27 protein-coding genes are annotated in these 25,591 nt (G+C 61.2%); 9 read left to right on the top strand and 18 right to left on the bottom strand.

The window, feature by feature from the left end:
• Positions 1 to 48 precede the first annotated feature (48 nt).
• Genes ACM5SV_RS26055 through ACM5SV_RS26070 form a run of 4 tightly spaced genes read left to right on the top strand, consistent with a single transcriptional unit; the run spans position 49 to position 3,651 of the window.
• A complete protein-coding gene (locus ACM5SV_RS26055) occupies positions 49 to 978 on the top strand; it encodes a glutaminase (protein ID WP_017994212.1) in 930 nt (309 codons plus the stop codon).
• Between the two features lie 60 nt (positions 979 to 1,038).
• Positions 1,039 to 1,911: a tRNA 2-thiocytidine(32) synthetase TtcA gene (gene ttcA, locus ACM5SV_RS26060; RefSeq protein WP_017994211.1), complete on the top strand. Its 873-nt coding sequence runs from the start codon at positions 1,039 to 1,041 to the stop codon at positions 1,909 to 1,911.
• Between the two features lie 47 nt (positions 1,912 to 1,958).
• Positions 1,959 to 2,786, top strand: a complete 828-nt coding sequence (locus ACM5SV_RS26065) for an inositol monophosphatase family protein (RefSeq protein ID WP_222017231.1) — start codon at positions 1,959 to 1,961, stop codon at positions 2,784 to 2,786.
• A 40-nt stretch (positions 2,787 to 2,826) separates the two neighbouring features.
• Positions 2,827 to 3,651 (top strand): inositol monophosphatase family protein, encoded by an 825-nt coding sequence (locus ACM5SV_RS26070; protein ID WP_017994209.1) that lies wholly within the window; start codon positions 2,827 to 2,829, stop codon positions 3,649 to 3,651.
• A gap of 41 nt (positions 3,652 to 3,692) precedes the next feature.
• Here the strand turns inward: ACM5SV_RS26070 and ACM5SV_RS26075 are convergent, their stop codons facing one another.
• The 6 genes from ACM5SV_RS26075 to ACM5SV_RS26100 all read right to left on the bottom strand — a co-directional run bounded on the left by ACM5SV_RS26075 (position 3,693) and on the right by ACM5SV_RS26100 (position 8,887).
• Positions 3,693 to 4,532: an acyl-CoA thioester hydrolase/BAAT C-terminal domain-containing protein gene (locus tag ACM5SV_RS26075; RefSeq protein WP_221974231.1), complete on the bottom strand. Its 840-nt coding sequence runs from the start codon at positions 4,530 to 4,532 to the stop codon at positions 3,693 to 3,695.
• A 102-nt stretch (positions 4,533 to 4,634) separates the two neighbouring features.
• Positions 4,635 to 5,915, bottom strand: coding sequence for a multidrug effflux MFS transporter (locus tag ACM5SV_RS26080; RefSeq protein WP_419425447.1), 1,281 nt, complete (start codon positions 5,913 to 5,915; stop codon positions 4,635 to 4,637).
• Positions 5,916 to 5,950: 35 nt separating this feature from the next.
• Positions 5,951 to 7,156 carry a multidrug effflux MFS transporter gene (locus ACM5SV_RS26085; RefSeq protein ID WP_012757639.1) on the bottom strand — a complete coding sequence of 402 codons (1,206 nt, stop codon included), beginning with the start codon at positions 7,154 to 7,156 and terminating at the stop codon, positions 5,951 to 5,953.
• A gap of 137 nt (positions 7,157 to 7,293) precedes the next feature.
• Positions 7,294 to 7,629 carry a Grx4 family monothiol glutaredoxin gene (gene grxD, locus ACM5SV_RS26090; protein ID WP_012757638.1) on the bottom strand — a complete coding sequence of 112 codons (336 nt, stop codon included), beginning with the start codon at positions 7,627 to 7,629 and terminating at the stop codon, positions 7,294 to 7,296.
• Positions 7,630 to 7,773: 144 nt separating this feature from the next.
• On the bottom strand, positions 7,774 to 8,595 hold the full coding sequence (locus ACM5SV_RS26095) for a c-type cytochrome (RefSeq protein ID WP_222017229.1): 822 nt from the start codon (positions 8,593 to 8,595) through the stop codon (positions 7,774 to 7,776).
• A gap of 61 nt (positions 8,596 to 8,656) precedes the next feature.
• Positions 8,657 to 8,887, bottom strand: coding sequence for a hypothetical protein (locus ACM5SV_RS26100; RefSeq protein WP_221974228.1), 231 nt, complete (start codon positions 8,885 to 8,887; stop codon positions 8,657 to 8,659).
• Between the two features lie 151 nt (positions 8,888 to 9,038).
• Here ACM5SV_RS26100 and ACM5SV_RS26105 point away from each other — a divergent pair, with 151 nt between their 5' ends.
• Positions 9,039 to 10,220 carry a hypothetical protein gene (locus ACM5SV_RS26105; RefSeq protein ID WP_221974227.1) on the top strand — a complete coding sequence of 394 codons (1,182 nt, stop codon included), beginning with the start codon at positions 9,039 to 9,041 and terminating at the stop codon, positions 10,218 to 10,220.
• Positions 10,221 to 10,254: 34 nt separating this feature from the next.
• On the opposite strand, the gene ACM5SV_RS26110 is transcribed toward ACM5SV_RS26105, so the two are convergent.
• Both ACM5SV_RS26110 and purL read right to left on the bottom strand, forming a co-directional pair.
• Positions 10,255 to 10,488: a BolA/IbaG family iron-sulfur metabolism protein gene (locus ACM5SV_RS26110; protein WP_003540079.1), complete on the bottom strand. Its 234-nt coding sequence runs from the start codon at positions 10,486 to 10,488 to the stop codon at positions 10,255 to 10,257.
• Between the two features lie 19 nt (positions 10,489 to 10,507).
• Complete coding sequence (gene purL / locus ACM5SV_RS26115) at positions 10,508 to 12,742, bottom strand: phosphoribosylformylglycinamidine synthase subunit PurL (protein ID WP_017994202.1); 2,235 nt, start codon at positions 12,740 to 12,742, stop codon at positions 10,508 to 10,510.
• Positions 12,743 to 13,001: 259 nt separating this feature from the next.
• Here purL and ACM5SV_RS26120 point away from each other — a divergent pair, with 259 nt between their 5' ends.
• Positions 13,002 to 14,744 carry an aconitase X gene (locus ACM5SV_RS26120; RefSeq protein WP_222017227.1) on the top strand — a complete coding sequence of 581 codons (1,743 nt, stop codon included), beginning with the start codon at positions 13,002 to 13,004 and terminating at the stop codon, positions 14,742 to 14,744.
• Between the two features lie 91 nt (positions 14,745 to 14,835).
• Here the strand turns inward: ACM5SV_RS26120 and ACM5SV_RS26125 are convergent, their stop codons facing one another.
• Positions 14,836 to 15,414, bottom strand: coding sequence for an acyloxyacyl hydrolase (locus ACM5SV_RS26125; RefSeq protein WP_012757632.1), 579 nt, complete (start codon positions 15,412 to 15,414; stop codon positions 14,836 to 14,838).
• Between the two features lie 122 nt (positions 15,415 to 15,536).
• Positions 15,537 to 16,955 carry a PLP-dependent aminotransferase family protein gene (locus ACM5SV_RS26130; RefSeq protein ID WP_017994200.1) on the bottom strand — a complete coding sequence of 473 codons (1,419 nt, stop codon included), beginning with the start codon at positions 16,953 to 16,955 and terminating at the stop codon, positions 15,537 to 15,539.
• A gap of 81 nt (positions 16,956 to 17,036) precedes the next feature.
• On the opposite strand from ACM5SV_RS26130, the gene ACM5SV_RS26135 reads away from it, so the two are divergent.
• A complete protein-coding gene (locus ACM5SV_RS26135; RefSeq protein ID WP_012757630.1) occupies positions 17,037 to 17,294 on the top strand; it encodes a DUF1127 domain-containing protein in 258 nt (85 codons plus the stop codon).
• A 126-nt stretch (positions 17,295 to 17,420) separates the two neighbouring features.
• Here the strand turns inward: ACM5SV_RS26135 and ACM5SV_RS26140 are convergent, their stop codons facing one another.
• From ACM5SV_RS26140 to ACM5SV_RS26170, 7 genes are all read right to left on the bottom strand, one after another.
• Positions 17,421 to 17,816 (bottom strand): hypothetical protein, encoded by a 396-nt coding sequence (locus tag ACM5SV_RS26140; RefSeq protein WP_017994199.1) that lies wholly within the window; start codon positions 17,814 to 17,816, stop codon positions 17,421 to 17,423.
• Between the two features lie 44 nt (positions 17,817 to 17,860).
• The gene (purQ, locus tag ACM5SV_RS26145; protein ID WP_017960637.1) at positions 17,861 to 18,532 is read right to left on the bottom strand and encodes a phosphoribosylformylglycinamidine synthase subunit PurQ; all 672 of its coding nucleotides are present in this window, start codon (positions 18,530 to 18,532) and stop codon (positions 17,861 to 17,863) included.
• Positions 18,529 to 19,083, bottom strand: a complete 555-nt coding sequence (locus ACM5SV_RS26150) for an RNA 2'-phosphotransferase (protein WP_017994198.1) — start codon at positions 19,081 to 19,083, stop codon at positions 18,529 to 18,531. The genes purQ and ACM5SV_RS26150 overlap by 4 nt, the downstream gene beginning before the upstream one ends.
• A 44-nt stretch (positions 19,084 to 19,127) precedes the next feature.
• The gene (gene purS, locus ACM5SV_RS26155; protein ID WP_012757626.1) at positions 19,128 to 19,370 is read right to left on the bottom strand and encodes a phosphoribosylformylglycinamidine synthase subunit PurS; all 243 of its coding nucleotides are present in this window, start codon (positions 19,368 to 19,370) and stop codon (positions 19,128 to 19,130) included.
• A gap of 15 nt (positions 19,371 to 19,385) precedes the next feature.
• On the bottom strand, positions 19,386 to 20,150 hold the full coding sequence (gene purC, locus ACM5SV_RS26160; protein WP_003540062.1) for a phosphoribosylaminoimidazolesuccinocarboxamide synthase: 765 nt from the start codon (positions 20,148 to 20,150) through the stop codon (positions 19,386 to 19,388).
• A 249-nt stretch (positions 20,151 to 20,399) separates the two neighbouring features.
• Positions 20,400 to 22,691, bottom strand: a complete 2,292-nt coding sequence (locus ACM5SV_RS26165) for a putative bifunctional diguanylate cyclase/phosphodiesterase (protein WP_017994197.1) — start codon at positions 22,689 to 22,691, stop codon at positions 20,400 to 20,402.
• Between the two features lie 96 nt (positions 22,692 to 22,787).
• Positions 22,788 to 23,342 (bottom strand): alpha/beta hydrolase, encoded by a 555-nt coding sequence (locus tag ACM5SV_RS26170; RefSeq protein WP_012757624.1) that lies wholly within the window; start codon positions 23,340 to 23,342, stop codon positions 22,788 to 22,790.
• Between the two features lie 175 nt (positions 23,343 to 23,517).
• Between ACM5SV_RS26170 and ACM5SV_RS26175 the strand changes: the two genes are divergently transcribed.
• Entirely contained in the window at positions 23,518 to 24,324 is an 807-nt protein-coding gene (locus ACM5SV_RS26175) for a DUF2189 domain-containing protein (protein ID WP_012757623.1), read from the top strand.
• 149 nt (positions 24,325 to 24,473) lie between these two features.
• Positions 24,474 to 24,941 (top strand): low affinity iron permease family protein, encoded by a 468-nt coding sequence (locus ACM5SV_RS26180; RefSeq protein WP_017994195.1) that lies wholly within the window; start codon positions 24,474 to 24,476, stop codon positions 24,939 to 24,941.
• Between the two features lie 241 nt (positions 24,942 to 25,182).
• Here the strand turns inward: ACM5SV_RS26180 and ACM5SV_RS26185 are convergent, their stop codons facing one another.
• Complete coding sequence (locus ACM5SV_RS26185) at positions 25,183 to 25,581, bottom strand: hypothetical protein (protein ID WP_260690390.1); 399 nt, start codon at positions 25,579 to 25,581, stop codon at positions 25,183 to 25,185.
• Between the last annotated feature and the right edge of the window lie 10 nt (positions 25,582 to 25,591).

Below are 25,591 nucleotides of genomic sequence, written 5' to 3' on the forward strand. Positions count from 1 at the left end.
CGGAAAGCCGCTCTTTCGAGCGGCTTTTTTGCGATCTGGAGAGAAGCGATGGCAGATTTGCAAGCGACCCTCGATAGCATTTACGCCGATATCCAGCCGCGGATCGGCGAGGGCAAGGTCGCGGACTATATTCCGGAGTTGGCGAAGGTCGACCCGCAGCAGTTCGGCATGGCGATCGTCACCGTCGACGGCAAAGTCTATCGCGTCGGCAATGCTGATACCGCCTTCTCGATCCAGAGCATATCGAAGGTCTTCATGCTGACGCTGGCGCTCGGCAAGGTCGGCGAAGGGCTGTGGAAGCGCGTCGGACGCGAACCCTCCGGATCGGCTTTCAACTCGATCGTCCAGCTCGAGCATGAGGGCGGCATCCCCCGCAACCCCTTCATCAATGCCGGCGCGATCGCCGTCAGCGACGTCGTCATGGCCGGCCATGCGCCGCGCGAGGCAATCGGCGAGCTGCTGCGTTTCGTGCGTTATCTCGCCGATGACGAGTCGATCACCATCGACGATAAGGTGGCGCGCTCGGAAACGCAGACGGGATACCGCAATTTCGCGCTTGCCAACTTCATGCGCGCCTACCGCAATCTCGACCATCCCGTCGACCATGTGCTCGGCGTCTATTTCCATCAATGCGCGCTGTCGATGAGCTGCGAGCAACTCGCCCGCGCCGGGCTGTTCCTGGCGGCGCGCGGCAGCAATCCGACGACCGGCCATTCGGTGGTCTCGCCGAAACGGGCGCGGCGCATCAATGCGCTGATGCTGACCTGCGGCCATTACGACGGCTCGGGCGATTTCGCCTATCATGTCGGCCTGCCCGGCAAGAGCGGCGTCGGCGGCGGCATCTTCGCGGTGGCGCCTGGCATCGCCTCGATCGCGGTGTGGTCGCCGGGGCTGAACAAGGTTGGCAATTCGCAGCTCGGCGCCGCAGCGCTGGAGATGCTTGCGGCGCGCACCGGCTGGTCGGTTTTCGGCGATTGACGCTGTGTTGCCAGGCGGGTTTCTGCTAGAGCAAGTGTGGAATTTCTGTAGGACGAAGCAATGAATATCGCAGCCAATATCGCCGACGATCTGGAAGCCGTCGAGGCCGGGGATGACATCGGCCATGCGCTGTTTGCCGATGCGCCGCGCTCAGTCTCCTTCAACAAGCTGCGCAAGCGGCTGCTGCGGCAAGTGCGCCAGGCTTTCGACGATTTCGACATGCTGAAGGGCCAGAAGCGCTGGCTGGTCGGCCTTTCCGGCGGCAAGGATTCCTACGGGCTGCTGGCGCTGCTGCTTGATCTCAAATGGCGCGGGCTGCTGCCGGTCGAACTGATCGCCTGCAATCTCGACCAGGGACAGCCGAACTTCCCGAAGCACGTGCTGCCGGACTATCTCACCAAGATCGGCGTCCGCCATCGGATCGAGTATCGCGATACCTATTCGATCGTGAAGGAGAAGGTGCCGGAAGGCGCCACTTATTGCTCGCTCTGTTCGCGGCTGCGGCGCGGCAATCTCTATCGAGTGGCGCGGGAAGAGGGTTGCAATGCGCTGGTGCTCGGCCACCACCGCGAGGACATTCTCGAAACCTTCTTCATGAATTTCTTCCATGGCGGCCGGCTCGCCTCGATGCCGGCGAAGCTTTTGAACGACGAGGGCGACCTGATGGTGCTCCGGCCGCTTGCCTATGCCGCAGAGGACGACCTCGCGAAATTCGCCGCCGCCATGCAGTTTCCGATCATCCCATGCGATCTCTGCGGCTCGCAGGATGGGCTGCAGCGCAATGCGATGAAGGACATGCTCGCCGATATCGAACGGCGCATGCCGGGCCGCAAGGATACGATGCTGCGGGCGCTTTCGCATGTGAACCCGTCGCATCTGCTCGACCCGAAACTGTTCGACTTTTCCACCCTTGGTGTCACCGATCCTTCATGAAAGGCCGGCTAAGCAGGCTGGCTATTGCATCAAGGACAGGATTTCGCATGACTATTTCAGATCAGGATATTCTCTTTCTCGGCGATTGCGTCAGAGAGGCGGCGCAAGCCGAGATCATGCCGCGTTTCCGCAATCTCGGCGCTGCCGATGTTTCGGAGAAGACTTCGGCAATCGATCTGGTGACGCAGGCTGACCTGCTTGCCGAACACCGGATCACCGCGGCGCTGAGGGAGCGCTTTCCCGCAGCGCTCATCGTCGGCGAGGAGGCTTATGACGCCGACCGGTCTGTCGTGCCGGCACTTGCCGATGCCGAGCTCGCCTTCGTCATCGACCCTGTCGACGGCACGTTCAATTTTGCCGCTGGGCTTCCTGTCTTCGGCACGATCCTGGCGGTGACGGTCAGGGGCGAGACGGTCGCCGGCATCATTCATGATCCCGTTCTCGGCGACACGGTGACGGCGATCAAAGGGGCGGGCACCGTCCTGATGCGCCAGAACGGGCAATCGACAAAGCTGAAGGTGGCGGAGCCTGCCAGCCTGAACCAGATGGTCGGCGGCATGTCGTGGGGGCAGATGGACGAGCCGGACCGCTCGCGTATCTGCGCCAACATGGCAAAGATCCGGATGACCTTCGCCTTCAACTGCTCGGCCTACGAATATTGGATGGTCGCCTCCGGCAAGCTGCATTTCATCGGTCATACGAAACTGATGCCCTGGGATCACCTGGCCGGCGTGCTCGCGCATCAGGAGGCCGGCGGCCATACGGCGAAATTCGACGGCACGCCCTATCGCCCCGGCGAGACCACGGGCGGGATCATCTCCGCGCCCGACAAGGAGAGCTGGCAGCTCATTCGGCGCGAGATCGTCGGCATCTGATTCAAGGTTTTCCTGAGAGACCTAAGCGTGAGGATTTGAGATGACTTCGACTGTCGACGTGACCATTCTTGCCGATCTGCTGCGCCGCGCGGCAAAGGCGGAGATCCTGCCGCGCTTTCGCCGGCTCGGCCAGGCCGACGTGCGCGCCAAGAGCGAGGCGACCGATCTCGTCACCGAGGCTGATGAGCAGGCCGAACGGATGATCAAAGCGGAAGCTGCGCAACTCTGGCCGAGCGCGCTGTTCCTTGGCGAAGAATCGGTCGCGGCCGATCCTGATTTGCTCGGCAGCCTCGAACATGCCGATCTCGCGATCGTCGTCGATCCGGTCGATGGCACCTTCAATTTCGCCGCCGGCATCCCGGCCTTCGGCGTCATGGCATCCGTCATCTCCGGCGGCGAGACGGTTGCCGGCATCATCTACGATCCGATGGGCGACGACTGGGTGATGGCCGAAAAGGGCGGCGGCGCCTGGCTGCGGCGGCCGGATGGCGGCGCCGAGCGGCTCTCGGTTGCAGCTCCCGTGGGACTGGAGCATATGGTCGGCATGGCCTCGACCGGCTACCTGCCGAAGGAGAAGCGCGCCGAGGTGCTCGCCAATCTCGCCAAGGTGCGCTTTCTCACCAATTACCGCTGTGCGGCCCACGAATACCGCACTTTTGCCGGCGGCCATGTGCATTACCTCATGTACAACAAGCTGATGCCCTGGGATCACCTTGCCGGCACGCTGATCTCGCAGGAGGCGGGTGCCCATGCGGCGCGCTTCGACGGCTCGCCCTACCTGCCGCACCATCTCGATGGCGGGCTGCTGATTACCCCTGACAAGGCCTCGTGGGACGTGCTGCGGCGTGAGGTTTTCACGGTCTGAACACCGCCCTTAAAGCGTAGAGCCTTGCTGCCGCCCTCACGCTATAGGACAGCGAGAATGTGCTCCCACGCCAGTCGTCCCAGCTCTGTGTCGGATTCGTCACTTCCACCGTGCGCATGCAGCGATGATCGAGGAGTCGTTTCGCCCGGAAGCAGAATTCGATGGCCCGCATCTTCTCCCAACACAAGCTGGGTAAGTAAGCCCGAATCTGCGCGCCGCCGAACAAGTGATGCGGCAAATTCGTCTGATGGCCAAAGCGCGTCATCGCATCCCGCTACGAGCAGAATTTCGGCATTCGTTCTCTCCAAAGGGATAGCCGCTGCATCGATCTCAGACTCGTGCATATCGAGGCATCTTTCGAACAGGCCCCGATAGGCGACCAGCCCGTCTCTGTATTCTCGCACCCATTCTGGGTCCGACGAAACAAAAGGAAGCGGTGTGCCTCGCAATGTCCACGACGAGCGCTCGGGCCAGCTCAGGCCATCAAGCCCCGGACCAATATTTCCCCAGACGACCGACGAAGGGCTCATCGCGACGACCGCGCTGATGCGCGGATCGTATACGGCCGTGAGCAGTGCAGCTTCGGCGCCTTTCGATGTTCCCACCAGGACGATGCGTTTACAGCCGAGTCCCACCAGGTAGTCCGTGGCAGAGAAAAACGTTTCCAGCGGCACCTCGCAAATGCCTGGCACCTGGCCTTCGCCGCCGAACCAGCGAAGCGCTATGACCGTTGCCCCCTGGCTTGCAAACAACCTCGCGCGGACCACATCGACCCGGCCACTGGAGCCGCCGAGCACCACTACGCCGGTGCTGGTATCCGGTTTGACTTGAATTATCTCGCCCTGCAATGGCGGAGGGAGACGTTGATATTCTGCATCCAAAATCAGGCTCCTTCGTCCAGGGACTTCCAGATTCAGAAACGGCAGAGTTTACCACTTAATGCAATGCCGCCGGAGACCAGTCGGTCAGGCAGATTTCCCATTTCAGAAATGGGCTGCACCCGGATCGAGCTGCGGGCTGTCGCCGGGATGGGTGAACAGCTTGCCGTTTTCGGCCCAGAGGGTGGCTGCGATCGTCACCGCGCCGAAGAGCGCGAAGCCACCGAAGAGCGGCTGTACCGTGCCATTGAACATCTGGCCGACCAGCCCGCCGAGGATGGCGCCGGCCGTCGTCGAGACGAAGCCGGTGATGGCGGTCGCCGTGCCAGCGAGATTACCCATTGGCTCGAGGCTGATGGCGGTGAAATTGGTGGCGATCAGGGCAAACATCATCAGCACGATGGTGAAGATGCCGTAGGCAATGGCGAAATCCGGCTTGCCGGCCAGCGAATAGAAAAAGCCGGCAGCCGACAGCGCCGTGAAGATCAGCAGAGCGGCGTGCGAGATGCGGCGCATGCCGAATTTGCGGACGAAGAATCCGTTGGCGAAATTGGCGACGGCGATGCCGCCGGCGGTGGCCGCAAAGGCGATCGGCAGCCAGTCGCCAAGGTCATAGACCTCGCCGAAGACCTGCTGCACCGAGATCACATACGCGCTGATGACGCCGGTGAACATGGTGAGGCCGATCATGTAGCCGCAGGTGATGCGGTTGGTGAGCACGGTCTTAAAACCATCCACGACAGAGCCGACCGACAGCGGCAGCCGCTCTTCCGGCGGCAGCGATTCCTTCAGCCGGAGGAAAGCCCAGACGAACAGGATGGTAGCGATGATCCCGAGCAGGATGAAGATCCAGTGCCAGTTGGCATAGCGGATGATGAGCTGGCCGACGGAGGGGGCAACGATCGGCACGATCATGAAGACGATCATCACATAGGACATCACACGGGCCATTTCGCGGCCGCCGAAGCAGTCGCGTACCATGGCCATGGTGGTGATGCGCACCGCAGCACCGCCCACACCCTGAACGAAACGCATGACGAGCAGCATTTCGAAGCTGCCGGTCGCTGCAGCGGCAAACATTCCGACAATATAGCAGGCCAAGCCGCCGAGCAGGATGTTGCGGCGGCCGAACGTATCCGAAAGGCTGCCGAAGAAGATCTGCGAGACGCCGAAGCCTAAGAAGAACACGCCGATGATCAGCTGCGCGTCGTTGGTATTGGTGACGCCGAGGGAATTGCCGATATTGGGCAATGCCGGTAGCATGCTGTCGATCGCCATAGCGACGCTGGCGGTCATGATGGCGATGGTGACGACGAATTCGCCAAAGCCCATGCCGATGCGGCGGGAGCCCTGGTTTTCCTGGTGCGGTTTATGCGGCGGCGTCATGTGGTGAAATCCCGGATGCGAATGAGGCCCGCCGTTCAGACGGCTGGGTTCTGCGATTGGAAGAGGCGGCCCTTTTCGGCGATCAGCACGAAGACGAGCCCGATGATCGACACGGTGAAATAACCGGCGACCATCGGCAGCGCAGTGCCGTCGAAGGCCTGGCCGATGCCGGCGCCGATAATGGCGCCGCCGACCGTGCTCATGAAGCCGAGGACCGAGGAGGCGGTGCCGGCGACGTGGCCGAGCGGCTCCATGGCAAGCGAATTGAAGTTCGAGCCGATCCAACCGAACTGGAACATGGAAAGGCCGAAGAAGGAGATGAACAGAGCGAAGGGCATCGGCTCGGTGCTGGCCAGCTGGACAATCAGCCAGATGGTGTTGATGGCGATGAAGCCGATGAGCGAGCCGTGCGACAGGCGGCGCATGCCGAGCTTGCCGACGAAGCGCGAATTGAAGAAGGACGACAGCGACATGAAGATCGCCACGCCGGCGAAGGCGAAGGGGAAATAGACGCCAAGATCGTAGATGCCGACATAGACCTGCTGGGCCGAATTGATGAAGCCGAACAGCGCGCCGAAGATGAAGGTGCTGGCGATGGTGTAACAGAGCGCGACGCGATTGGTCAGGACCAGCTTGAAGGCGCCGAAGATCGAGCGGGCGGTGAAGGGCCTGACATTGGCGGGATGCAGGGTTTCCGGCAGGCGCAGATAGGCCCAGACGGCGATAGCGGTCGCCATGGTGGCGATGAACAGGAAGATCAGGTGCCAGTTGCCGAAGAACATGACGATCTGGCCGGTGCCGGGCGCAATCACCGGCACGATCATGAAGACCATCATGATCAGCGACATGACCTCGGCCATCTGCCGTCCACCATAGATATCGCGGACGATGGAGATGGTAATGACGCGGGTGGCCGCCGAGCCGATGCCCTGGACGAAACGCAGCACCAACAGACCGGCGAAGGAGGGAACGAAGACGATGCCGATGGCCGAAACGATATAGACGACGAGGCCGAACAACAGCGGCGTGCGGCGGCCGAAGCGGTCGGAAAGCGGTCCGTAGAAAAGCTGGGCGCAGCCGAAGCCGAGCAGATAGGAGGAGACGACGAATTGCCGGTGGTTTTCGCTCTCGACGCCGAGGCTCGCGCCGATCTGCTGCAAGGCCGGGAGCATGATGTCGATCGCCAGCGAATTGATGGCCATCAGGAAGGCGGCGAGCGCGATGAATTCTCGCTTGCCCATGGGCAGGCGGCCCGCGGACACGGCTTGTGAAGAATCTGTCACAATGAAATTCCCATAAACAGGTCAAGGCGCTGCTAGCCGCAGCGCCTCGAACTCAAGAAACAGATTTGGAAACCGGGCGGACGTCCGGTGACCGGTCAGGAGGCGGCGCGCACGGCGATGCCATTTTCCTGGAGATGCTGCTGCAGTTCACCAGCCTGGAACATTTCCCGGACGATGTCACAGCCGCCGACGAACTCGCCCTTTACGTAGAGCTGTGGGATCGTCGGCCAGTTGGAATATTCCTTGATGCCCTGGCGGATTTCCGAATCGGCGAGCACGTTGACGCTCTTGTAATCGACGCCGATGTAATCGAGAATCTGCACGACTTGGCCGGAGAAACCGCACTGCGGAAACTGCGGCGTGCCCTTCATGAAGAGGACGACGTCGTTGCTCTTGATTTCGTTGCCGATGAATTCGTGAATGCCGCTCATGGGACCTAATCCTTTCAACAGGCGGGTTAAAGGCCCACCGTTTCAATCGTTGCCTTTAGATAGCATGCGACAGCAGGAATTCCAGCCGCCCGAACCAAAAAAAGACCAGTTCGGGCAGGCCGCTGCCGGGTTGTTGCCGTCGCGTTACGGTCGACGGGCGAGATAGATCTGAATCTGTTCGATTTCCACATCGGTGAAATGGCTGAAGTCCCATTGGGAAACCTCCGTCATCACGCCGAGATCGCGGCCGCCGACACCCTTGCCGTTGCGCAGCAGCGTTTTGAAATCGGCAGTCGAATAGGATTGTGCCAGTGGCTTAAGCGCCGGCGCCAGGAAGGCTTCCGACTGCTTTGCCGTATCGAGATTGTGGCAATGGCCGCAACCCGTCTTGAAGGCATATTCGCCGATATCGGCCGGACGGGTGGCGGCAGGGGTGATGACAGCCGGTACCAGATCGGCTTCGAAAGGGATCTTCTCGAGCGCCAGGCCGATGCGTCCGAGCGGCCCCCACTGTGTCGTTCCCTCGACGGCGTCGGGCAGCTTCTTCAGACTGCGCAGCCAGGTGATGATTGCCGCCATGTCGTCGTCGCTGATATTGGCGAAGTTGCTCGCCGGCATGATGACGGCACCGGTGCCGTCCTTCTTGACGCCATGGCGGATGAGGCGAACGAGTTCGGCGTCGCTGTACATCGGCACGAAGCGGGTCATGTTCGGCGCGACGATCCGGCCGACGCCCGGCTCATCGAGCAGCACATAACCGGCGTCGTGATGGCAGCCGCCGCACATCAGCGTGCGGGCGCGGCGTTCGGATTCTTCCGCAGACAGCGTCGTCTTGACGGTGAAATCGGTCGCTGCGACATCATAGGTCCTGGAGAGACGCATCTCCGACAGGGCATAGACGCCGGCAACGGCGATGAGACAGATCGCGACGACTGCCGCGAGAATGATTTTCACAATGCGCATCATCGGTTCAGGCCCTCAATAGCGCCGCAGAATTCGTCCGAAACCGCTCACTTTTGATCGTGCCTTAGCTGCGTCGCTGGCGGCTGCGGCCGGCGGCGGTGCGGCGCTTGCTCATCTGTTTGCGAGCGGGCTTGGACTTGGCCGAGGTCGTCTTGCGCGCAACCTTCGTTGTCGCGGCGGGGCGTGTCTTACGCCTTTTGCGCTTCGTCGTGACGCGGCCGGTGGTCTTCTTCAGGATCTCCTTCAGCACGCTGTCGACGACGCCTGATATCAATTCTTTGACTAGGTCGGCCACAAAACCCCTCCGTTCGTGATGGAAACGACATGGCTGCTATTGAATTCTGGAAGAGTTCGGTTAGCAAGACGGCTTCGAGACCATAGCTGCTTTTTTGCTGATATCAGTGGCGCAGCAACATGCCGGCTATTCGCCCGGCCGGAAGAGTGGAATGAAACTGATCGAGAAGCGGGTCGTCCTGCATTTCACGGGCTTCGAGCCGCTCGACGGCGTTGCCCACAGGGCACGCTACGAGCGCTCGGCCAGGCAGAGTGCCGCCGTCTGGGGCTATTCGGTCGAGACGGGGGCAGCAGACGAGGGGAGCGATCCGGTCAGTTTCGAGGTGATGACGGCTGGGGCGTTGGCGGCGCCCGAATCAGAGACCGGTTCCCCCGGCTGGCAGACGAAGAGCCGGATTCACATGGTCGATCACGACACACTGGTGCGCAAGCTGCGTGCCGGCAACACGCTGAGCCAGATCATTGCAGGCTTCCGAAGCTGCGCCGAGATCATGCTTGAAGGCGGGATGCGGGGATATTTCCACCACGCCTGGCGCTTCGGCCTGTTCTTCCTCTTCCCGTTCCTGCTGACGGCGCTGGCGATCGCGCTGACGGCGCAGATCGCCATCTTGCCCTATGCTCTTAGCTTTTCGCCATGGCACATGCTCTGGAGCGGGCCGCTGGCGCTCTGTTTCTTCATCTTCGCCTTCCTGCCGTTTTCCGAACGCTTCCATACGCTGCATCTCTTTGCCGATTGGAAAATGGCCGTGGCGCTCGGCCGCATGGACCAAGCCGATTTCAACGGCTGGCTGGAAGACCAGGCCATTGCGGTGCGCAAGGCGCTTGAGGAAGAGGCGGACGAATATGTGATCTCCTCGCACAGTATGGGATCGAGCGTCGCCGCCCATGTCATCGGCATATTGCTGGAAAGAGAGCCGGAGATATTCAAAGGCAAGCGCGTGGTGTTTGCCACACTCGGTAGCGCCATCCTGCAATGTGCGCTCATGTCATCGGCCACGCTGCTTCGCGCCCGCGTCGGGCTGATCGCCCGCTGTCCCGAGATTTCCTGGCTCGACGTGCAGTGCCTGACGGATTCGATCAATTTCTACAAGGTGCCGGTCGTTGCCGTCTCCGGCCATCCGGATGCACCTCACGCGAAAATGATCCTGATCCGCGTCAAGCAGATGCTGACGCGCGAACACTACCGCAAGATCCGCAAGGACCAGCTGCGTGTCCACCGGCAATATGTGCTTGGGCCGGACCTCAAGGCATCGTTTGATTTCACGCTGATGACCGCGGGACCGATGCCGGCCTCGGTCTTTGCCGATCCCGACGAAAAGAGAATGCCCGGCTGAGGGCCGGGCATCGTCATCCGGATTGCGTCTGGCTCTATTCCGGCGCGGAGGTCTGGAGGGCCAGAGCGTGCAGTACGCCGCCCATATTGCCCTTCAGCGCCTCGTAGACCATTTGGTGCTGCTGCACACGGCTCTTGCCGCGAAAGGCTTCGGCGACGACTTCGGCGGCGTAGTGATCGCCGTCGCCCGCCAGATCGCGGATAGTCACTTTGGCACCGGGAATCCCAGCCTTGATCATGTCTTCGATATCGCCGGGTTTCATGGCCATGATCGTTACTCCTTGCGCATCATTCCGCAGCGGCAAGTTCGCCGCGGCCTTCCATGAAATCAGGGAACCATGATTCATGGGCATCGCGCAATTGCTGAATCGGCAGCAAGATGAGATCGCCAACGACGAGCGCCGTTCCTCCGACCGTGCCGAGACGGCGGAAGGGAACGCCGCCACCTTCTGCATTGACGCAGACGAAATCGGCGACATCGGCAGGCAAGGTCAGGACGTAGCGCGCCTGATCCTCGCCGAAGAGCAGCGCATGCGGTTCACCCTTGCCTTCGCTCAGATCGATCGTCAGGCCTTTGCCTGAGGCCATCGCCATTTCGGCGAGCGCCACGGCAAGGCCACCGGAGGAAATGTCGTGGCAGGCGGTTGCCTGGCCGTTGCGGATGACGGAGCGAACGAAATCGCCGTTGCGGCGCTCGGCAAACAGATCCACCTCCGGTGCCGGACCTTCGCGGCTGGAAAGCACGTCGCGGAGATAGACGGACTGGCCGAGATGGCTGCCGTCGACGCCGATCATGATGACCTTATCGCCATCGTTGGCGCTGCCGATGCGGGCCATCTTGCGCCAATCCGGCAGCAGGCCGACGCCTGCGATCGTCGGGGTCGGCAGGATGGCGACACCGTTGGTCTCGTTGTAAAGCGAGACGTTGCCGGAAACGATCGGGAAATCTAGCGCACGGCAGGCCTCGCCGATGCCCTTCACCGCCTGAACGAACTGGCCCATGATCTCGGGCTTTTCGGGATTGCCGAAATTGAGGTTGTCGGTAGCGGCGAGCGGTTCGGCGCCTGTCGCGGTGATGTTGCGCCAGCATTCGGCGACCGCCTGCTTGCCGCCTTCGAAGGGGTCTGCCTCGACATAACGCGGAGTGACGTCGGAAGAGAAGGCGAGCGCCTTGGAGGGATGGCCGTCGACGCGCACCACGCCGGCATCGCCGCCCGGAAGCTGCAGCGAATTGCCCTGGATCAGCGTGTCGTATTGCTCATAGACCCAGCGGCGGCTCGACTGGTTGGCGGAGCCGACGAGTTGCAGCAGCGCCTGGCCGTAATCCTCGGGTGCGGCGACGAGATTGGCGGGCAGGGGGCCATGCTTGCCGGATTCGCGCCAGGGGCGATCATATTCCGGCGCCTGGTCGCCGAGATCCTTGATCGGCAGGTTGGCGACTTCCTCGCCCTGATGCATGACGCGGAAGCGCAGGTCGTCGGTCGTTTTGCCGACGATAGCGAAATCGAGGCCCCACTTGACGAAGATCGCCTTGGCTTCCTGTTCCTTCTCCGGCTGCAGCACCATGAGCATGCGCTCCTGGCTTTCCGACAGCATCATCTCGTAGGCCGTCATTCTCTCTTCGCGCACCGGCACCTTGTCGAGCTCCAGCAGGATGCCGAGATCACCCTTGGCGCCCATTTCGACGGCGGAGCAGGTGAGGCCGGCTGCACCCATATCCTGGATGGCGATGACCGCGCCGGTCTGCATCAGCTCGAGGCAGGCCTCCAGCAGGCACTTCTCGGTGAAGGGGTCGCCGACCTGAACGGTCGGACGTTTCTCCTCGATCGATTCGTCGAATTCGGCCGACGCCATCGTCGCGCCGCCGACGCCGTCGCGGCCGGTCTTGGCGCCGAGATAGACGACCGGAAGACCGACGCCCTTGGCTTCGGACAGGAAGATGGCGTTGGATTTGGCGATGCCGGCGGCAAAGGCATTGACCAGGATATTGCCGTTGTAGCGGGCGTCGAACTCGACCTCACCGCCGACCGTCGGTACGCCGAAAGAATTGCCGTAGCCGCCGACGCCGGAAACGACGCCGGAAACGAGATGGCGGGTCTTCGGATGATCCGGCTCGCCGAAGCGCAGCGCGTTCATCGCGGCGATCGGGCGCGCACCCATGGTGAAGACGTCGCGCAGGATGCCGCCGACGCCGGTCGCAGCGCCCTGATAAGGTTCGATATAGGAGGGGTGGTTGTGGCTCTCCATCTTGAAGACGACGCAATCGCCGTCATCGATGTCGACCACGCCGGCATTTTCACCCGGGCCCTGGATGACGCGCGGCCCCTTGGTCGGCAGCGTGCGCAACCATTTCTTCGAGGATTTGTAGGAGCAGTGCTCGTTCCACATGGCCGAGAAGATGCCGAGCTCGGTGAAGCTCGGTTCGCGGCCGATCAGATCCAGAATACGCTGGTACTCGTCAGGCTTCAGGCCATGGCGTGCGATGAGTTCCGGCGTGATCGGGATGGTGTTTGAAATGGTCATGAGCGGAAAGTCCCTGGCGCGTTTTGCGCTGTCTTTAGCTTATGTAGCGACGGCGCGCGACAGGAAAATGCCCGCCGTCAACAGAGGGCGGGCGACTTCTTTGTCTTGGGTAAAGGCGGCTGCTTCTCAAAGTCTGTTTGACAACTTGCTTTCGGTTGTCGATCGATAGCAATGGGGCAAGGCTCCGGCCTCAGCTTTTGTGTGCCGCTGATGTTTCCTATAGGAAACTTTTCTTCTTGGTTGATGGTATCGAGATACAATGCCGGACATACAACAACAGGCAGACGAAAAGGTGTTTGCCGGGCGCGCGCTTGTCGCTGGCTTCGCTACGGGGTCGATCGTATTCAGCGACACGGCGCTCAGCTTCTGGGGCGGCGTCGACTCCCAGACGGGAGAAGTCATCGACCGTCACCATCCCCTGTCGACACAGGTCCTGACAGGAAAGATTCTCGCCATCCCCGGCGGACGCGGTTCGTGTACGGGCAGCAGCGTGCTTATGGAGCTGATCATGAACGGGCACGCTCCCGCCGGCATCGTGGTCTCGCGCCAGGAGGAAATACTGTCGCTCGGAGTGATCGTCGCTGACGAAGTGTTCGGCCGATCGATCCCCGTTGTCCAGCTCTCCGAAGACGACTTCGCCGAGCTGCACTCTATCCCTGAAGTCACCCTCATCGGCGACAAGGTCATCGCGAGCCGGATCGAAACCGCCCCCGGTTTCGATGCCGCCGATCGCACCTATGGAAATTCGATAGCGCTGACATCGAGGGATCGGTCGGCTTTGAACGGGGAGATGGGCAAGGCTGTGCAGGTGGCAATGAGGGCCACGACGCGCATGGCTGAAATTCAGGGAGCGACGGAACTTATCGACATCTCCCAGGTCCACATCGATGGCTGCATCTACACCGGGCCGACCAGCCTGGAATTCGCGAAACGCATGCGGGACTGGGAGGGTAGGGTTGTCGTTCCAACGACCCTGAACTCGATATCGGTGGACCAGATGCGTTGGCGGGAGCAGGGCGTGTCTCCCGGCGTCGCCGGACCCGCATCCGAATTGGGTGAGGCTTACGCCTCCATGGGAGCACGAAAGACGTTCACCTGCGCGCCCTATCAGCTGTCGTCCGCACCCAGGCAGGGTGAGCAGGTGGCCTGGGCGGAGTCGAACGCCGTCGTATTCGCGAACAGTGTTTTGGGTGCTCGCACTGCCAAGTATCCTGACTACCTGGATCTGTGCATCGCTCTCACCGGGCGCGCGCCGCTGACCGGGCCGCATATCGCCGACAACAGGCGCGCCAGCCTCGTGGTCAATGTGTCGGGCTTCGTGTCGTGGGATGACATGGTCTACCCCATTCTCGGCTACCACATCGGCAAGCTTGTCGGAGATGAAATTCCGGTCGTGATCGGCCTCGAGACTTGGAAGCCGAATCTGGACGACCTAAAGGCGTTCGGGGCGGGTTTTGCGACGACATCAGGCTCTCCGATGTTCCATATCGTCGGTGTCACGCCGGAGGCCGACAGCCTTGAGAGCATTGTCGGAAGCAACATCAAGGCGAGCTACGAAATCTGTCCCAAGGACGTCGTTGCGGAGTGGAGGAAACTCAACGGCGGGTCTGTGGATGCCATCGAGTTCGTTGCGCTGGGCAATCCCCATTTCTCTTTCGACGAATGCGAGCGGCTGGCCGCGCTCTGCGAAGGCTTGGCGAAACATCCCGACGTCAAGGTTCTGGTTACCTGCAACCGTGCGACGTTCGAAAGGGCTTCCGCTGCGAATCTCGTCGGCAAATTGTCGGACTTCGGCGTAGAATTCGTAACCGATGCGTGCTGGTGCACACTTGCGGAGCCTGTCATCCCAAAATCGGTCGATACAATTATCACCAATTCCGCGAAGTTCGCTCACTACGGTCCTGGATTGACGGGTAAGGCGCTTCGGTTTGGCAGCCTGGCGGACTGCGTCGCTGCTGCTTGTCAGGGCGAGTTGAAGCCTGTTCGTCCCACATGGGACTGAACGGTTCCCGCCTGCCGATGGCCGATCAGACGGCCGTAATGAGCAGTTCAATCATCCGTCGGCCAACCCGCTGAAATTGTCGAACGGACTCTCAGAATTTGTAGCCGACCTGCAAGCCGGCGCGCGTCATGCCGTCGTTTGGCCCGTCGCAGAGATTGGCGTGCGAGGAATGGGCGACCTGGGCCATCACATTCCAGTGGGCGTTGAAACGATAGCCGGCGCCCAGATATTCGTGGAAAAGGACGCGACAGCCGAGTTCCGGGCCGTCATCATCGCCGTCGAGCTCGCCGGTATGAATGACGCCGCCGAAGCCGGCTTCGGCAAAAAGCTTCTCGTTGAAATCGACCGTCCAGGTGAATCCGGTGAAGAACTGGGTGGCCTCGCCTGACGTGCCGATCGAGGTGCCGAGATGCACACGAGGATGCAGCAGCTGTTGCTGCCAGCCGACCGCCGTATCGTAGCCGAAGGGATCGAAGAGAGCGGTAATCTCCGGAAAGACGCCGTCTTCTCTGGAATGGCCCGATTGTACCGAGGCCGAGACGCCGAAGCGTAATTCATCAAATATCTGCTCGCCGGCAGTTGCCGAGCCCGCAACCGAGATGGCGGCTGCCGCTGCTAATGATGCCATACCCAAAAAACGCAACGCGATCTTTCCGAAGTCGACCCTCATTTGCTGTCCTTTGATTCGCGTCAGACGGGAACAACAAAGAGGTAACATGGAGGTTGAGTCGGTAAAGCGCTCCGAATAGGCGTCAGCGTTTTTTCCGATTTATGGCGTGTATTTGCAACACGTCATATTTCGCCATCATAGGCGGAGCCGCCGTTTTCCAGCAGACGGCGCAGGATCATCAGGCCCGAGATCAGTTCCTGCCCGGTCTTCGGCGAGGAAAAACCGATGCGAACGCGATGATAGGGCCTCTCTCCGCGCGCCGCCTTGAACTCGTCCTCGTCGTCGACGAGCACGCCGTCGCGGAAGGCGGCATTCTTGAAGGTGCCGGACATCCAGGGCTCCGGCAGTTTCAGCCAGAGGAAGGGCGCGTGTACGTGCGATTCGAAATCGAAGCCCTGCAATTGTTCGCGGGCCAGACGGACGCGCCGGGAGAGTTCCTCGACACTTGCCTTGCGAATCTCGTGCGCCGCGCCGCTTTCGACGAGGCGCGCACAGGTCTCCGCCAGGATGAAGGGCAGGCCGCCGGTGATCATCCTGTGCGTTACCTTGATGCGCTGGGCAAAATGCGGCGGGCAGGCGACCCAGCCGCCGCGCACGCCGGCGGCGACCGATTTCGACAGGCCGTTGACGAGGAAGGTGCGATCGGGCGCAATGGAGGCGAGCAACGGCGTATCGTCGTCGGCCATGCCGCCGTAGAGGTCGTCCTCGATCAACCAGACACTGTGTTTTCTGGCGATTGCGGCGATGGCCACGCGCCGCTCATAGGGCATGATCGCCAGCGTTGGATTGTGGACGGTCGGCATCAGGAACGCGATCTTCGGATGCTGCTGCTGACAGAGCCGCTCGAAATCCTCGGGGATCACGCCGAGCTCATCGGAATCGACCGTCAGCGTGCGGCGGCCGAGAAGGCGGGCGCTGCGGCTAACCTGGGTATAGGTGAGATCCTCGAAGACGATCTTGTCGCCCGGCGCTGAGACGGCGGCGATGACAGCGATCGCTGCCGCATGGGCGCCGAGCGTCGGCACGATATTTTCGACCTCCGGCGTCCAGCCGCTGCGGGCAAGCCATAGGCGGCCGGCCTCGAACCAGTTGCGCGGGAAACTCCGGGAATAGGAAGAGATTTCGGCAAGGTGCTGCTCACCGATCTCGGCGAGGATGCCAGCGATGATCTTGCCCTGGCCGAGATCGGGCGCGGCTGTCGTGTCGAAGCGGATCTTGTCCGCAGGCGCATCCTGGACGCGGGTGCCGCCGAGCGAGACAGTCAGCGGATCGATCTGTTCGCCGGGCTGCGTCTCGGAGCGGTTCAGCACGTAGGTGCCGCGCCCCACTTCGCCGGCGACCAGGCCGCGCTCATGTACCAGCGCATAAGCGCGGCCGATCGTGCCGATCGTCACGCCGATATCATAGGCGAGGTTGCGTTGCGGCGGCAGTTTGCTGCCGGCGGGCAGGGCGCCGCTTGATATGGCGGATTCGATGCTGTCGGCAAGCCGGAGATAGACCGGCCCGGAACCGCGGGAAATATCGGGAAGCCAATTTGTCATGGTGACAATTGTATATATTGGCACATTGTATCGGTCAAGAGTATGAGTCAATTCTAATGGCAAGCCGAGAGGATTCCTGGAATGTCTGCCTTACCTGAGATCAAAATGCCGATTGTACCGATTGTCTCTTACGAAGACAGGAGGCAGATTATCCTTCCCGCCGCGCCTGCCGAGGTGACGACACGCCGGGGCCGGATCTGGGCTGCCATTCTTCTTTGGCATCAGAAGCGGGAAGGCCGGCGCGCGCTGAGGGAGCTGACTGCGACCGCGCTCAAGGATATCGGCGTGTCGCAGTCCGACGCCGCGCGCGAAGTCGGCAAGTCGTTTTTCTGGGACTGAACGTGCTTTCGAGCTGCTGCACAATTCCTTAAAACGGAATCGATTTCAGCAAAAATATCCGGCATTCAAAGTGTTGCAGCGCCCTTTGTGCGTCTTGGAAGACGCGCGGCGCCGTCAGCGGGACAATCAGCTGCAGGCCTTGTTGCCGCTGGACCAGCGATTGACGTCGGTGGTGATGCGGCCGGCGACCGGTTCCTGCATCATCGGACCGAAGGCCTGAAGGCGCGACGGGCTTCCCTCCGCCTGCACGACGAGCAGCGGCCGGCTTTCCGGGCTGCCCTTATGGACGAGCAGGATGCGCGGACGGCCGGAGAAGGAATTGAGTTCCGGCGCGAGCTTGTAGGCTGCAAAGGCCGGATCGCCCGATTTGAACCAGCAGGCATTGGCGCCGAGCGCCACGCGTTCCATCGTCGGCAGTGCGGCGCGGTTCGGGCCTGTCGGCGCCGGCGTCTGGCAAGCTGCCACCATGGCTGCGATAGCGGTCAACAGGGCGGCGTGTGCGACGGAGAGGCGAGGGCGCATCGATTGCTCCAGGTCCGAACAGAAGGATTTTCGTGGGCCGAGGTTCAGGCGGCGATGACGTCGAGCGCCGAGGCGAAGAGGCCGCGACCGTCCGAGCCGCCATGGGCAGCCTCGATCAGGTTCTCGGGATGCGGCATCATGCCGAGCACGTTGCCCTTTTCGTTCATGACGGCGGCGATATCGTTGATCGAGCCGTTCGGGTTGGTGCCCTCGGCATAACGGAAGACCACCTGGCCATTGCCTTCGATCGCAGCCAGCGTCGCATCGTCGGCGAAATAATTGCCATCATGATGGGCGACCGGGCAGCGGATGACCTGACCCTGCGCATAGGCGCGGGTGAAATCCGTCTCGGCATTGACGACTTCGAGCTTGATCTCGCGGCAGACGAATTTCAGCGAGGAATTGCGCATCAGCGCGCCGGGCAACAGGCCAGCCTCGACGAGGATCTGGAAGCCGTTGCAGACGCCGAGCACCTTCACGCCCTTTGCAGCCTTGTCGATGATCGCCTGCATGACCGGCATGCGGGCGGCGATCGCGCCGCAACGCAGATAATCGCCATAGGAAAAGCCGCCGGGGATGACGATCAGGTCGACATCGGGGATCTCGGTTTCCGTCTGCCAGATCGTTACCGGTGCCTGGCCGGAGATCTTGGTCAGGGCGGCGATCATGTCGCGGTCGCGGTTGAGGCCCGGAAGTTGAACGACGGCTGATTTCATGGGGTCCCTGCGTTTCGCGAAAGATATTGAACTGGAACGCTTTCGGCGAGCCATACTCCATTGTCGGAGACAAAGAAAGAATGACCTTCTGAAAACATGCGGGCCGCGTCCACACCTAGGATGATATGTTCACCCTTGCGGCGCGTTGCGACGATTTTCGCCGTTTCGACATCCGCCGACAGATGAACGTGGTGCCGCTGCATCTTCTTCAAGCCTTCGCGCTCGATCGACTGCCAGTTCGTCAGAGACGTGCCGTGAAAAAGAGCGGCGGGCGGTTCAACCTGGTTCAATGCGAGATCGACGTCGACGCTATGACCTTGGTTTGCGCGAATTCTGTTATCGGTAAGCGTAAAGCGCTTCTTCGGATTGTTCTCGACAATCTCGATGATATCGGCGCGGGAAACGTCGTATTTCGACGCCAACGCTTTTTCGAGTTCGTCAAACGACACCCAACCCTCGCTATCAAGCGTCAAGCCCGCGACATCAGGCGCATGACGCAAAACATAGCTCATATATTTCGAGACTTCCGTCTCCAGCTTTGCTTTCATCATGACGCCAAATCCTCAAAGTCCGCCAGACGACGGGTCTGTGATCATCAGTCGATCGCGATTGCGTAGTTCTCGATCACCGTGTTGGCGAGCAGTTTTTCGCACATGGCCTTGAGGTCAGCCTCGGCCTTGCCCTTGTCGGCGCCTTCCAATTCCAGGTCGAAGACTTTGCCTTGTCTTACATGGCCGACGCCCGAGAAGCCGAGGGCGCCAAGCGCACCCTCGATAGCCTTGCCCTGCGGATCGAGAACGCCGTTTTTCAGCGTGACGGTGACACGAGCCTTGATCACTTTGTCTTTCCTGCCTTACTTGACGAGAACCGGGCCGGTGCCGCGCACAGGCTCGTTTTCATTGATGATGCCGAGACGGCGCGCGACTTCGGAATAGGCTTCGAGCAACCCGCCGAGGTCACGGCGGAAGCGGTCCTTGTCCATCTTCTCGTGGGTTTCGATATCCCAGAGCCGGCAGCTGTCCGGTGAGATCTCGTCGGCGAGGATGATGCGCATCATATCGCCTTCGAAGAGGCGGCCGCATTCGATCTTGAAATCGACGAGCTGGATGCCGACGCCGAGGAAGAGGCCGGTCATGAAGTCGTTGACGCGAATGGCAAGCGCCATGATGTCATCGAGCTCGGCGGGGTTTGCCCAGCCGAAGGCGGTGATGTGCTCTTCGGAGACCATCGGATCGTCGAGCGCGTCGGACTTGTAATAGAATTCGATGATCGAGCGCGGCAGCACGACGCCTTCGTCTATGCCGAGGCGCTTGGCAAGAGAACCGGCCGCGACATTGCGCACGACGATCTCCAGCGGGATCATCTCCACTTCCTTGATCAACTGCTCGCGCATGTTGAGCCGGCGGATGAAATGAGTAGGGATGCCGATCTTGTTCAGATGGCTGAAGATATATTCGCAGATGCGGTTGTTGAGGACGCCCTTGCCATCGATGACTTCGTGTTTCTTCTTGTTGAAGGCAGTGGCATCGTCCTTGAAGAACTGGATCAAAGTACCCGGTTCCGGGCCCTCATACAGAATCTTTGCCTTGCCCTCGTAGATACGGCGGCGACGGTTCATCGTGGTCATTCTCTATTGTTGGCGCTCTTGGGATAGCGCGAGTGGATCGATCTCGTGGCGTCCCCTTAAAGGAAAAGAGATGGTTTCACAATCCGCCTGTCGCTCCTTCCCTGGTTTCCGGATTTCGCGGCCCGGTTCCCGATTTTACGGAATACTGCCAAGAGAATCGAATGAATTCGCAAGACCAGTTTAGCGCCTTTTCCTCTACGGTGGAATGAAGGCGAAATGGCGGGCCGCTTATGCAGGTTTTTATTTGGCGGCTCTGCCTGGCAGGGCGCGGCGAAGCTGCGCCTGCAAGGCGCGAGCGGCGATTTGCCCGTGGCGCCAGCTTCCGGCGCGGATGAAGGAGGGGATCTGCATGGCCGGCATCGGCCGGGCGAGCGCATAGCCCTGCAGCGTGTCACAGTCGAGTTCTTCGAGAATGCGGATATGCTCCGCCGTCTCGACGCCCTCGGCGATGACGAGGATGTTCAGCGAGCGACCGATATCGATGATCGAGCCGACCAGTTTGCGCTGCTCTGCCGATTGCGGCAGCATGCGGATCAGCTCGCGGTCGATCTTCAGCGTCTTCGGGCTCAGGCGCAGCAGGCTGACGATCGAGGCATGGCCGGTGCCGAAATCGTCGATCTGGATGTCGATGCCGAGCTTGCGCAGCTTTTTCAGGTTGGCGACCACCGCCTCGTCGCAATCGTCGAGCGAGATCGATTCCAGCAGCTCGAAGGAGAAGGTGCCGGGCTCAATCTTCAAGGCGCGGAGCTTTTTGCCCAGATCGGGATCGGCGAGCCGCCTGGCGGAGACGTTGACCGATATCTTCGGGATCGCCAGCCCGTCCTTCAGCCACACCTTCCGGTCGGCAATGGCACGCTCCAGGATGAGGGCGTCGATGGTCGAGACGACGTCGAGATCCTCTGCAATGTCGAGGAAGCGGTCGGGCGTCAGCAGCCCGTGCACAGGGTGCTGCCAGCGGGCAAGTGTTTCGACGCCTGCGACATCGAGCGTGCGGGCATCGAACTGCAGCTGATAGAAAGGCACGAATTCATTGCGCTCAAGACCGATCAAGATCTCGTCGGCAAGGTGCTTGGCGGAGATGATGTCGCGGCGGGCAGCGGCCGAGAAGAATTCGAAGCGGTTGCGGCCCAGGCCCTTGGCACGGTAGAGGGCGATATCGGCGTCGAGCAGCATCTGCTTGGCGTCGAGCGTCGGTCCGCTATCGATGGCGATGCCGATGCTGGCGCCGAAACGGCAATCGTGTCCCTCATATCTGACGGGTTTGCGCAATTCGCGGATGACACGTTCGGCAAGACTGGCGATCTTCTTCGATGCGGGATCGACGATGCAGAGGATGACGAATTCGTCGCCGCCGATGCGGGCCACGAAGTCGACGGCGCGGACGGACGTTCTCAGCACGCTTGCGGCATGCTGCAGCATGGCATCGCCGGCCCGGTGGCCGAGCGTGTCGTTGATCTGCTTGAAGCGGTCGAGATCGATATGCAGGATCGCCATCGCCATGCCCTTGGCCCGGCATTCGGCCGCACGCTCGTCCAGCATCTTGTCGAGATAGCGGCGGTTCGGCAGGCCGGTGAGGTAATCGTGCAACGCCAGATGCTCGATGCTCTCCTTGGCGGCTTCGAGCTCGCGGTTGCGCGCCTCGGCCAGATCCTTGGCACGGCGCAGCTCGTTGCGCAGTGCGACTTCCTCGGTGACGTCCCAGTTGGCGCCGATCAGCTTGCGGTGGCCGTTGCCGTCGATGAAGAAGGCCGAGCGGGCGCGGATGACGCGTTCGGCGCCGTCGCCGCGGATGATGCGGTATTCCTGCTGGAAATCACTGCCGCTTTCGACGCTACGGTCCGACAAGCCAAGCACACGCTCGCGGTCGTCGGGATGCAGGCTTTTCGCCCAGGCGTCGCTGGCGATCTGGCGTGAGGCGCCCTGCAGCCCGTAAATGGCAATGAGGCGGTCGTCCCATTCGACGGTATCATGCTCGATATCCGCCTCGAAGACGCCGATGCGGGAAATCTCCAGCGCCAGATCGAGCCGGCGCGACAGACGCGACAGCGTCTCCTCGGCCTGCTTGCGGGCGGTGATATCGGTATCCGTGCCGACGATGCGCGTCGGCACGCCATTCTCGTCCCATTCCACGCAGGCGCCGCGACACTCGATCCAGACCCAGTGGCCATCCTTGTGACGCTCGCGATATTCGAAGATCTGGTAATGCGGATCGCCGGCATTCTGCCGGTCGATCGCATGGACGACGAAATCGCGATCATCGGGATGGACCAACTGCAGCCAGGTATCGTATTCGCCGGCGGCTTCTTCGTCGGGTGCCATGCCGCGGATGGTTTTCCACGTCTGCGAGTAATATTTCCGGTCGAGACGGTAGTTGTGATCCCATACGCCAAGGCCCGAGCCGACCAGCGCATGGTTCCAGCGGGTTTCCCGCTCTGCCAGGTCGGAATCGTCGGTCGGCCCATTGCCGATACCTGCCTCAGCCGCATCGCCATGCGGATCACCGGCCTCTGGATGGGCTTTCTTCACGGGCATTCTCGCTTATCTCACCTCGGCGCAGTCTGCTGTCATTCCATTAAGAAAGACTTAGAAAGCACTTGCTCAACAAGCGGGATAGCGCCTTTTCCTCGATCAGGGGGAGAGCCGGCCGAGGAACTGGGCAAAGACCATGGTGCCTTCTGGCCACGGGCCGTGACCGGAATCGGCATTGATATGACCGGACTCGCCGGCATCGACGAGGAAGGAGCCCCAGCTGCTGGCGACATCGTCGGCATGCTCGTAGCTGCCGAACGGATCGTTGCGGCTGGCCACCGTGATCGACGGGAAGGGCAGCGGATCGCGCGGATAGGGGCCGAAAGTCATCAGGTGCTTCGGGCGAATGTCGGGATTGGCGACATCGGGCGGGGCGACGAGGAAAGCGCCCGCCACGCGATTGCGGAAATGCGGGATGGCGTGGATCACCGAGGGCACGCCCAGCGAATGGGCGACGAGGACGACCGGGCGGGTCGAGGCGTTCACCTCCTCGGCGATGCGGGCGATCCAGTCCTCGCGGACCGGCTTCGTCCATTCGGCCTGTTCGACGCGCCGCGCCGTGCTGAGCTTTGCCTCCCAGCGGCTTTGCCAGTGGCTCGGGCCGGAATTGGTGTAACCGGGGATGATGAGGATATCTGCGTCTGAGGCTTTCATAGTGCCGCCGATGTGAGAAAGCTGGTCCAAGATGTCAAGAGGGAGTGTCAAGGGAGAGAGCGACACAGGCGTTGAAAGTTGCTATATTGCTCCAGTGCCGGTTGCGGAATTCGTATCGGCTTGCCCGCCGATGCTGTCCGCCGCCGATCAGGTCTCGGCTGAGGAGGAGAAAACCATGGCGGCATTTCATGTCATGACGGGTGCCAGCGAAAGCTTGGCGCGGCCCGTTGTCAATCGCATCGGTATCGCTGACGTCTTCGACGCGCTAAAGCGCGGATACGAAGATTTCATGGAGAAACCGTCCCATTATGTGTTCCTGTGCCTGATGTACCCGATCGCCGGCGTCTTCCTGACGCTGTGGACCTCGGGCGCCAACCTTTTGCCGATGGTCTTCCCGCTGATGGCGGGTTTCGTGCTGATCGGCCCGATCGCAGCGATTGGCCTCTATGAGATCAGCCGCCGGCGCGAGGCCGGCCTCGACGCGTCCTGGACGCATGCGCTGGACGTACGCCATTCACCGGCGCTGCCGTCGATTGTCGCGGTCGGGCTGATGCTCTGCGGCCTCTTCGTCGTCTGGCTGGTGACGGCGCAGACGCTCTATAGCAATCTGCTCGGCGAGGTCTTTCCGCGCAGCATGGGGGATTTCTTCCGCCAGGTCTTCGGCACGTCAGAGGGCATGCAGTTGATCATCTGGGGCAATCTCACCGGCTTCGTCTTTGCGCTCGTCGTGCTGGCGATGACCGTGATCACCTTTCCGCTGCTGCTCGACCGCGATGTCGGGGCAGTCGCTGCCGTCACGGCGTCGATCCGCGCGACGATTCTCAATCCGGTGCCGGTGCTGCTCTGGGGCCTGATTGTCGCCGCGCTACTCCTCATCGGCACGATCCCGGTCTTTGCCGGGCTTGCGCTCGTCATCCCGATCCTCGGCCATGCGACCTGGCATCTCTATCGCAAGCTGATTGCGCGGGAAGCCACAGCGTAACCACGGCGCTTTCTGCGGGGAATCCCGGACCGGGAGGAATCTCGATTCCGGGGGGAACCTCGAACCTGCCTCGGAGTTTGTTTAGCCGAGAGCATGATGTCGTCGGCATCGTGCTCTGGAGACTTCGAGGGAGGATCTTTGAGGTGACGATGAAGCATCTGTTTGCCCACTTCGCAACCAAGGTATCGGAATGGGCGGGCAAGCCTGTCATCTTCATCCTGGCACTGATTGCCGTCGTCATCTGGGCGGCACTCGGCCCCTTCTTCGACTATTCGGAAACCTGGCAGCTGGTCATCAATACCGGCACGACGATCGTCACTTTCCTGATGGTCTTCGTGCTGCAGAACGCCCAAACGCGCGACACGCGAGCGATCCAGGCCAAGCTCAACGAAATCATCCTGACCAGCCATGCCGAAAACCGTTTCATCGGCATCGAGAATCTCGACGAGGAGGAGCTGAAACGTCTCGACGAGCTGGTCGCCAAGGCCGCAAAGGGCAGGGGCGAGACGGAGGCTTGCAGGACAGAGGAGTCAACCGAAGCAGCAAATGCGACACCGTCGAAAAAGGCGGAAGTGCGCAAACGACGGGTTTCAGCCAAGCCGGTGAAGCAGAGGTAGAGATCGGTCGACTAATTTTATTGGGCTTACCGACTGCCTGAGATCAGCGTGCGGAGGTCTTGATCTCCCTGAGCTTGGGCATGCCCCCCCCCGCAAGGAGATGGAGGGCCGAACAAAGAAAATCCCGTGTCGCATGTTCACGGGAGTTCTCACAGTCGAAGTTTGGTTCTTGGGCCGGCGGCATCCTCAGATCACCATGCCGGGCCGCCATCGCAGCACGACTATTCGACAACGGTGATGTTCAACACACCTTCGTCGACATGGCCGTTTTTATCGGACGTGCGAACAACAATTCTGTCCTTGCCGCCAAGCCCTTGTCAGAGGTGTAGTACCCTACCGTGGCAAGCACCTTTGTACCATTGCACTTCTTATATTCGCCCTTGCCGTTGGGGAACGCGAGTTCGCGCAGGCTCTCCACTTTGCCATGCTTAGGGGACTCGCGAATGCGGACCTCTGGTACTGCTTTTGCGCTGCAGTCAGGATTGAGGCTGAAGGCGACACCAAGCTTGGTGCGCTCACCGCTTGCCGCGGTGACATTTTTTTGATGACGCGACAATCCATCCGAACCGGTCGTCGTGCAACTAGTCAACGCTGCACTGGCGCACATCGTGGCAACCGACAGAATGAATGCTTTCTTCATGAGAATCTCT

Origin of the sequence: Rhizobium sp. CRRU65, from assembly GCF_048551595.1 — a bacterium.
Taxonomy (GTDB): domain Bacteria; phylum Pseudomonadota; class Alphaproteobacteria; order Rhizobiales; family Rhizobiaceae; genus Rhizobium; species Rhizobium leguminosarum_J.

Excerpts from the sequence above, each read along its gene's own strand:
- ACM5SV_RS26055 (WP_017994212.1), top strand. The coding sequence starts at position 49 with ATGGCAGATTTGCAAGCGACCCTCGATAGCATTTACGCCGATATCCAG.
- ttcA (WP_017994211.1), top strand. The coding sequence starts at position 1,039 with ATGAATATCGCAGCCAATATCGCCGACGATCTGGAAGCCGTCGAGGCC.
- ACM5SV_RS26065 (WP_222017231.1), top strand. The coding sequence starts at position 1,959 with ATGACTATTTCAGATCAGGATATTCTCTTTCTCGGCGATTGCGTCAGA.
- ACM5SV_RS26070 (WP_017994209.1), top strand. The coding sequence starts at position 2,827 with ATGACTTCGACTGTCGACGTGACCATTCTTGCCGATCTGCTGCGCCGC.
- ACM5SV_RS26080 (WP_419425447.1), bottom strand. The coding sequence starts at position 5,915 with ATGACGCCGCCGCATAAACCGCACCAGGAAAACCAGGGCTCCCGCCGC.
- ACM5SV_RS26085 (WP_012757639.1), bottom strand. The coding sequence starts at position 7,156 with ATGGGCAAGCGAGAATTCATCGCGCTCGCCGCCTTCCTGATGGCCATC.
- grxD (WP_012757638.1), bottom strand. The coding sequence starts at position 7,629 with ATGAGCGGCATTCACGAATTCATCGGCAACGAAATCAAGAGCAACGAC.
- ACM5SV_RS26095 (WP_222017229.1), bottom strand. The coding sequence starts at position 8,595 with ATGATGCGCATTGTGAAAATCATTCTCGCGGCAGTCGTCGCGATCTGT.
- ACM5SV_RS26105 (WP_221974227.1), top strand. The coding sequence starts at position 9,039 with ATGAAACTGATCGAGAAGCGGGTCGTCCTGCATTTCACGGGCTTCGAG.
- ACM5SV_RS26110 (WP_003540079.1), bottom strand. The coding sequence starts at position 10,488 with ATGGCCATGAAACCCGGCGATATCGAAGACATGATCAAGGCTGGGATT.
- purL (WP_017994202.1), bottom strand. The coding sequence starts at position 12,742 with ATGACCATTTCAAACACCATCCCGATCACGCCGGAACTCATCGCACGC.
- ACM5SV_RS26120 (WP_222017227.1), top strand. The coding sequence starts at position 13,002 with ATGCCGGACATACAACAACAGGCAGACGAAAAGGTGTTTGCCGGGCGC.
- ACM5SV_RS26125 (WP_012757632.1), bottom strand. The coding sequence starts at position 15,414 with ATGAGGGTCGACTTCGGAAAGATCGCGTTGCGTTTTTTGGGTATGGCA.
- ACM5SV_RS26130 (WP_017994200.1), bottom strand. The coding sequence starts at position 16,955 with ATGACAAATTGGCTTCCCGATATTTCCCGCGGTTCCGGGCCGGTCTAT.
- ACM5SV_RS26135 (WP_012757630.1), top strand. The coding sequence starts at position 17,037 with ATGTCTGCCTTACCTGAGATCAAAATGCCGATTGTACCGATTGTCTCT.
- ACM5SV_RS26140 (WP_017994199.1), bottom strand. The coding sequence starts at position 17,816 with ATGCGCCCTCGCCTCTCCGTCGCACACGCCGCCCTGTTGACCGCTATC.
- purQ (WP_017960637.1), bottom strand. The coding sequence starts at position 18,532 with ATGAAATCAGCCGTCGTTCAACTTCCGGGCCTCAACCGCGACCGCGAC.
- ACM5SV_RS26150 (WP_017994198.1), bottom strand. The coding sequence starts at position 19,083 with ATGATGAAAGCAAAGCTGGAGACGGAAGTCTCGAAATATATGAGCTAT.
- purC (WP_003540062.1), bottom strand. The coding sequence starts at position 20,150 with ATGAACCGTCGCCGCCGTATCTACGAGGGCAAGGCAAAGATTCTGTAT.
- ACM5SV_RS26165 (WP_017994197.1), bottom strand. The coding sequence starts at position 22,691 with ATGCCCGTGAAGAAAGCCCATCCAGAGGCCGGTGATCCGCATGGCGAT.
- ACM5SV_RS26170 (WP_012757624.1), bottom strand. The coding sequence starts at position 23,342 with ATGAAAGCCTCAGACGCAGATATCCTCATCATCCCCGGTTACACCAAT.
- ACM5SV_RS26175 (WP_012757623.1), top strand. The coding sequence starts at position 23,518 with ATGGCGGCATTTCATGTCATGACGGGTGCCAGCGAAAGCTTGGCGCGG.
- ACM5SV_RS26180 (WP_017994195.1), top strand. The coding sequence starts at position 24,474 with ATGAAGCATCTGTTTGCCCACTTCGCAACCAAGGTATCGGAATGGGCG.
- ACM5SV_RS26185 (WP_260690390.1), bottom strand. The coding sequence starts at position 25,581 with ATGAAGAAAGCATTCATTCTGTCGGTTGCCACGATGTGCGCCAGTGCA.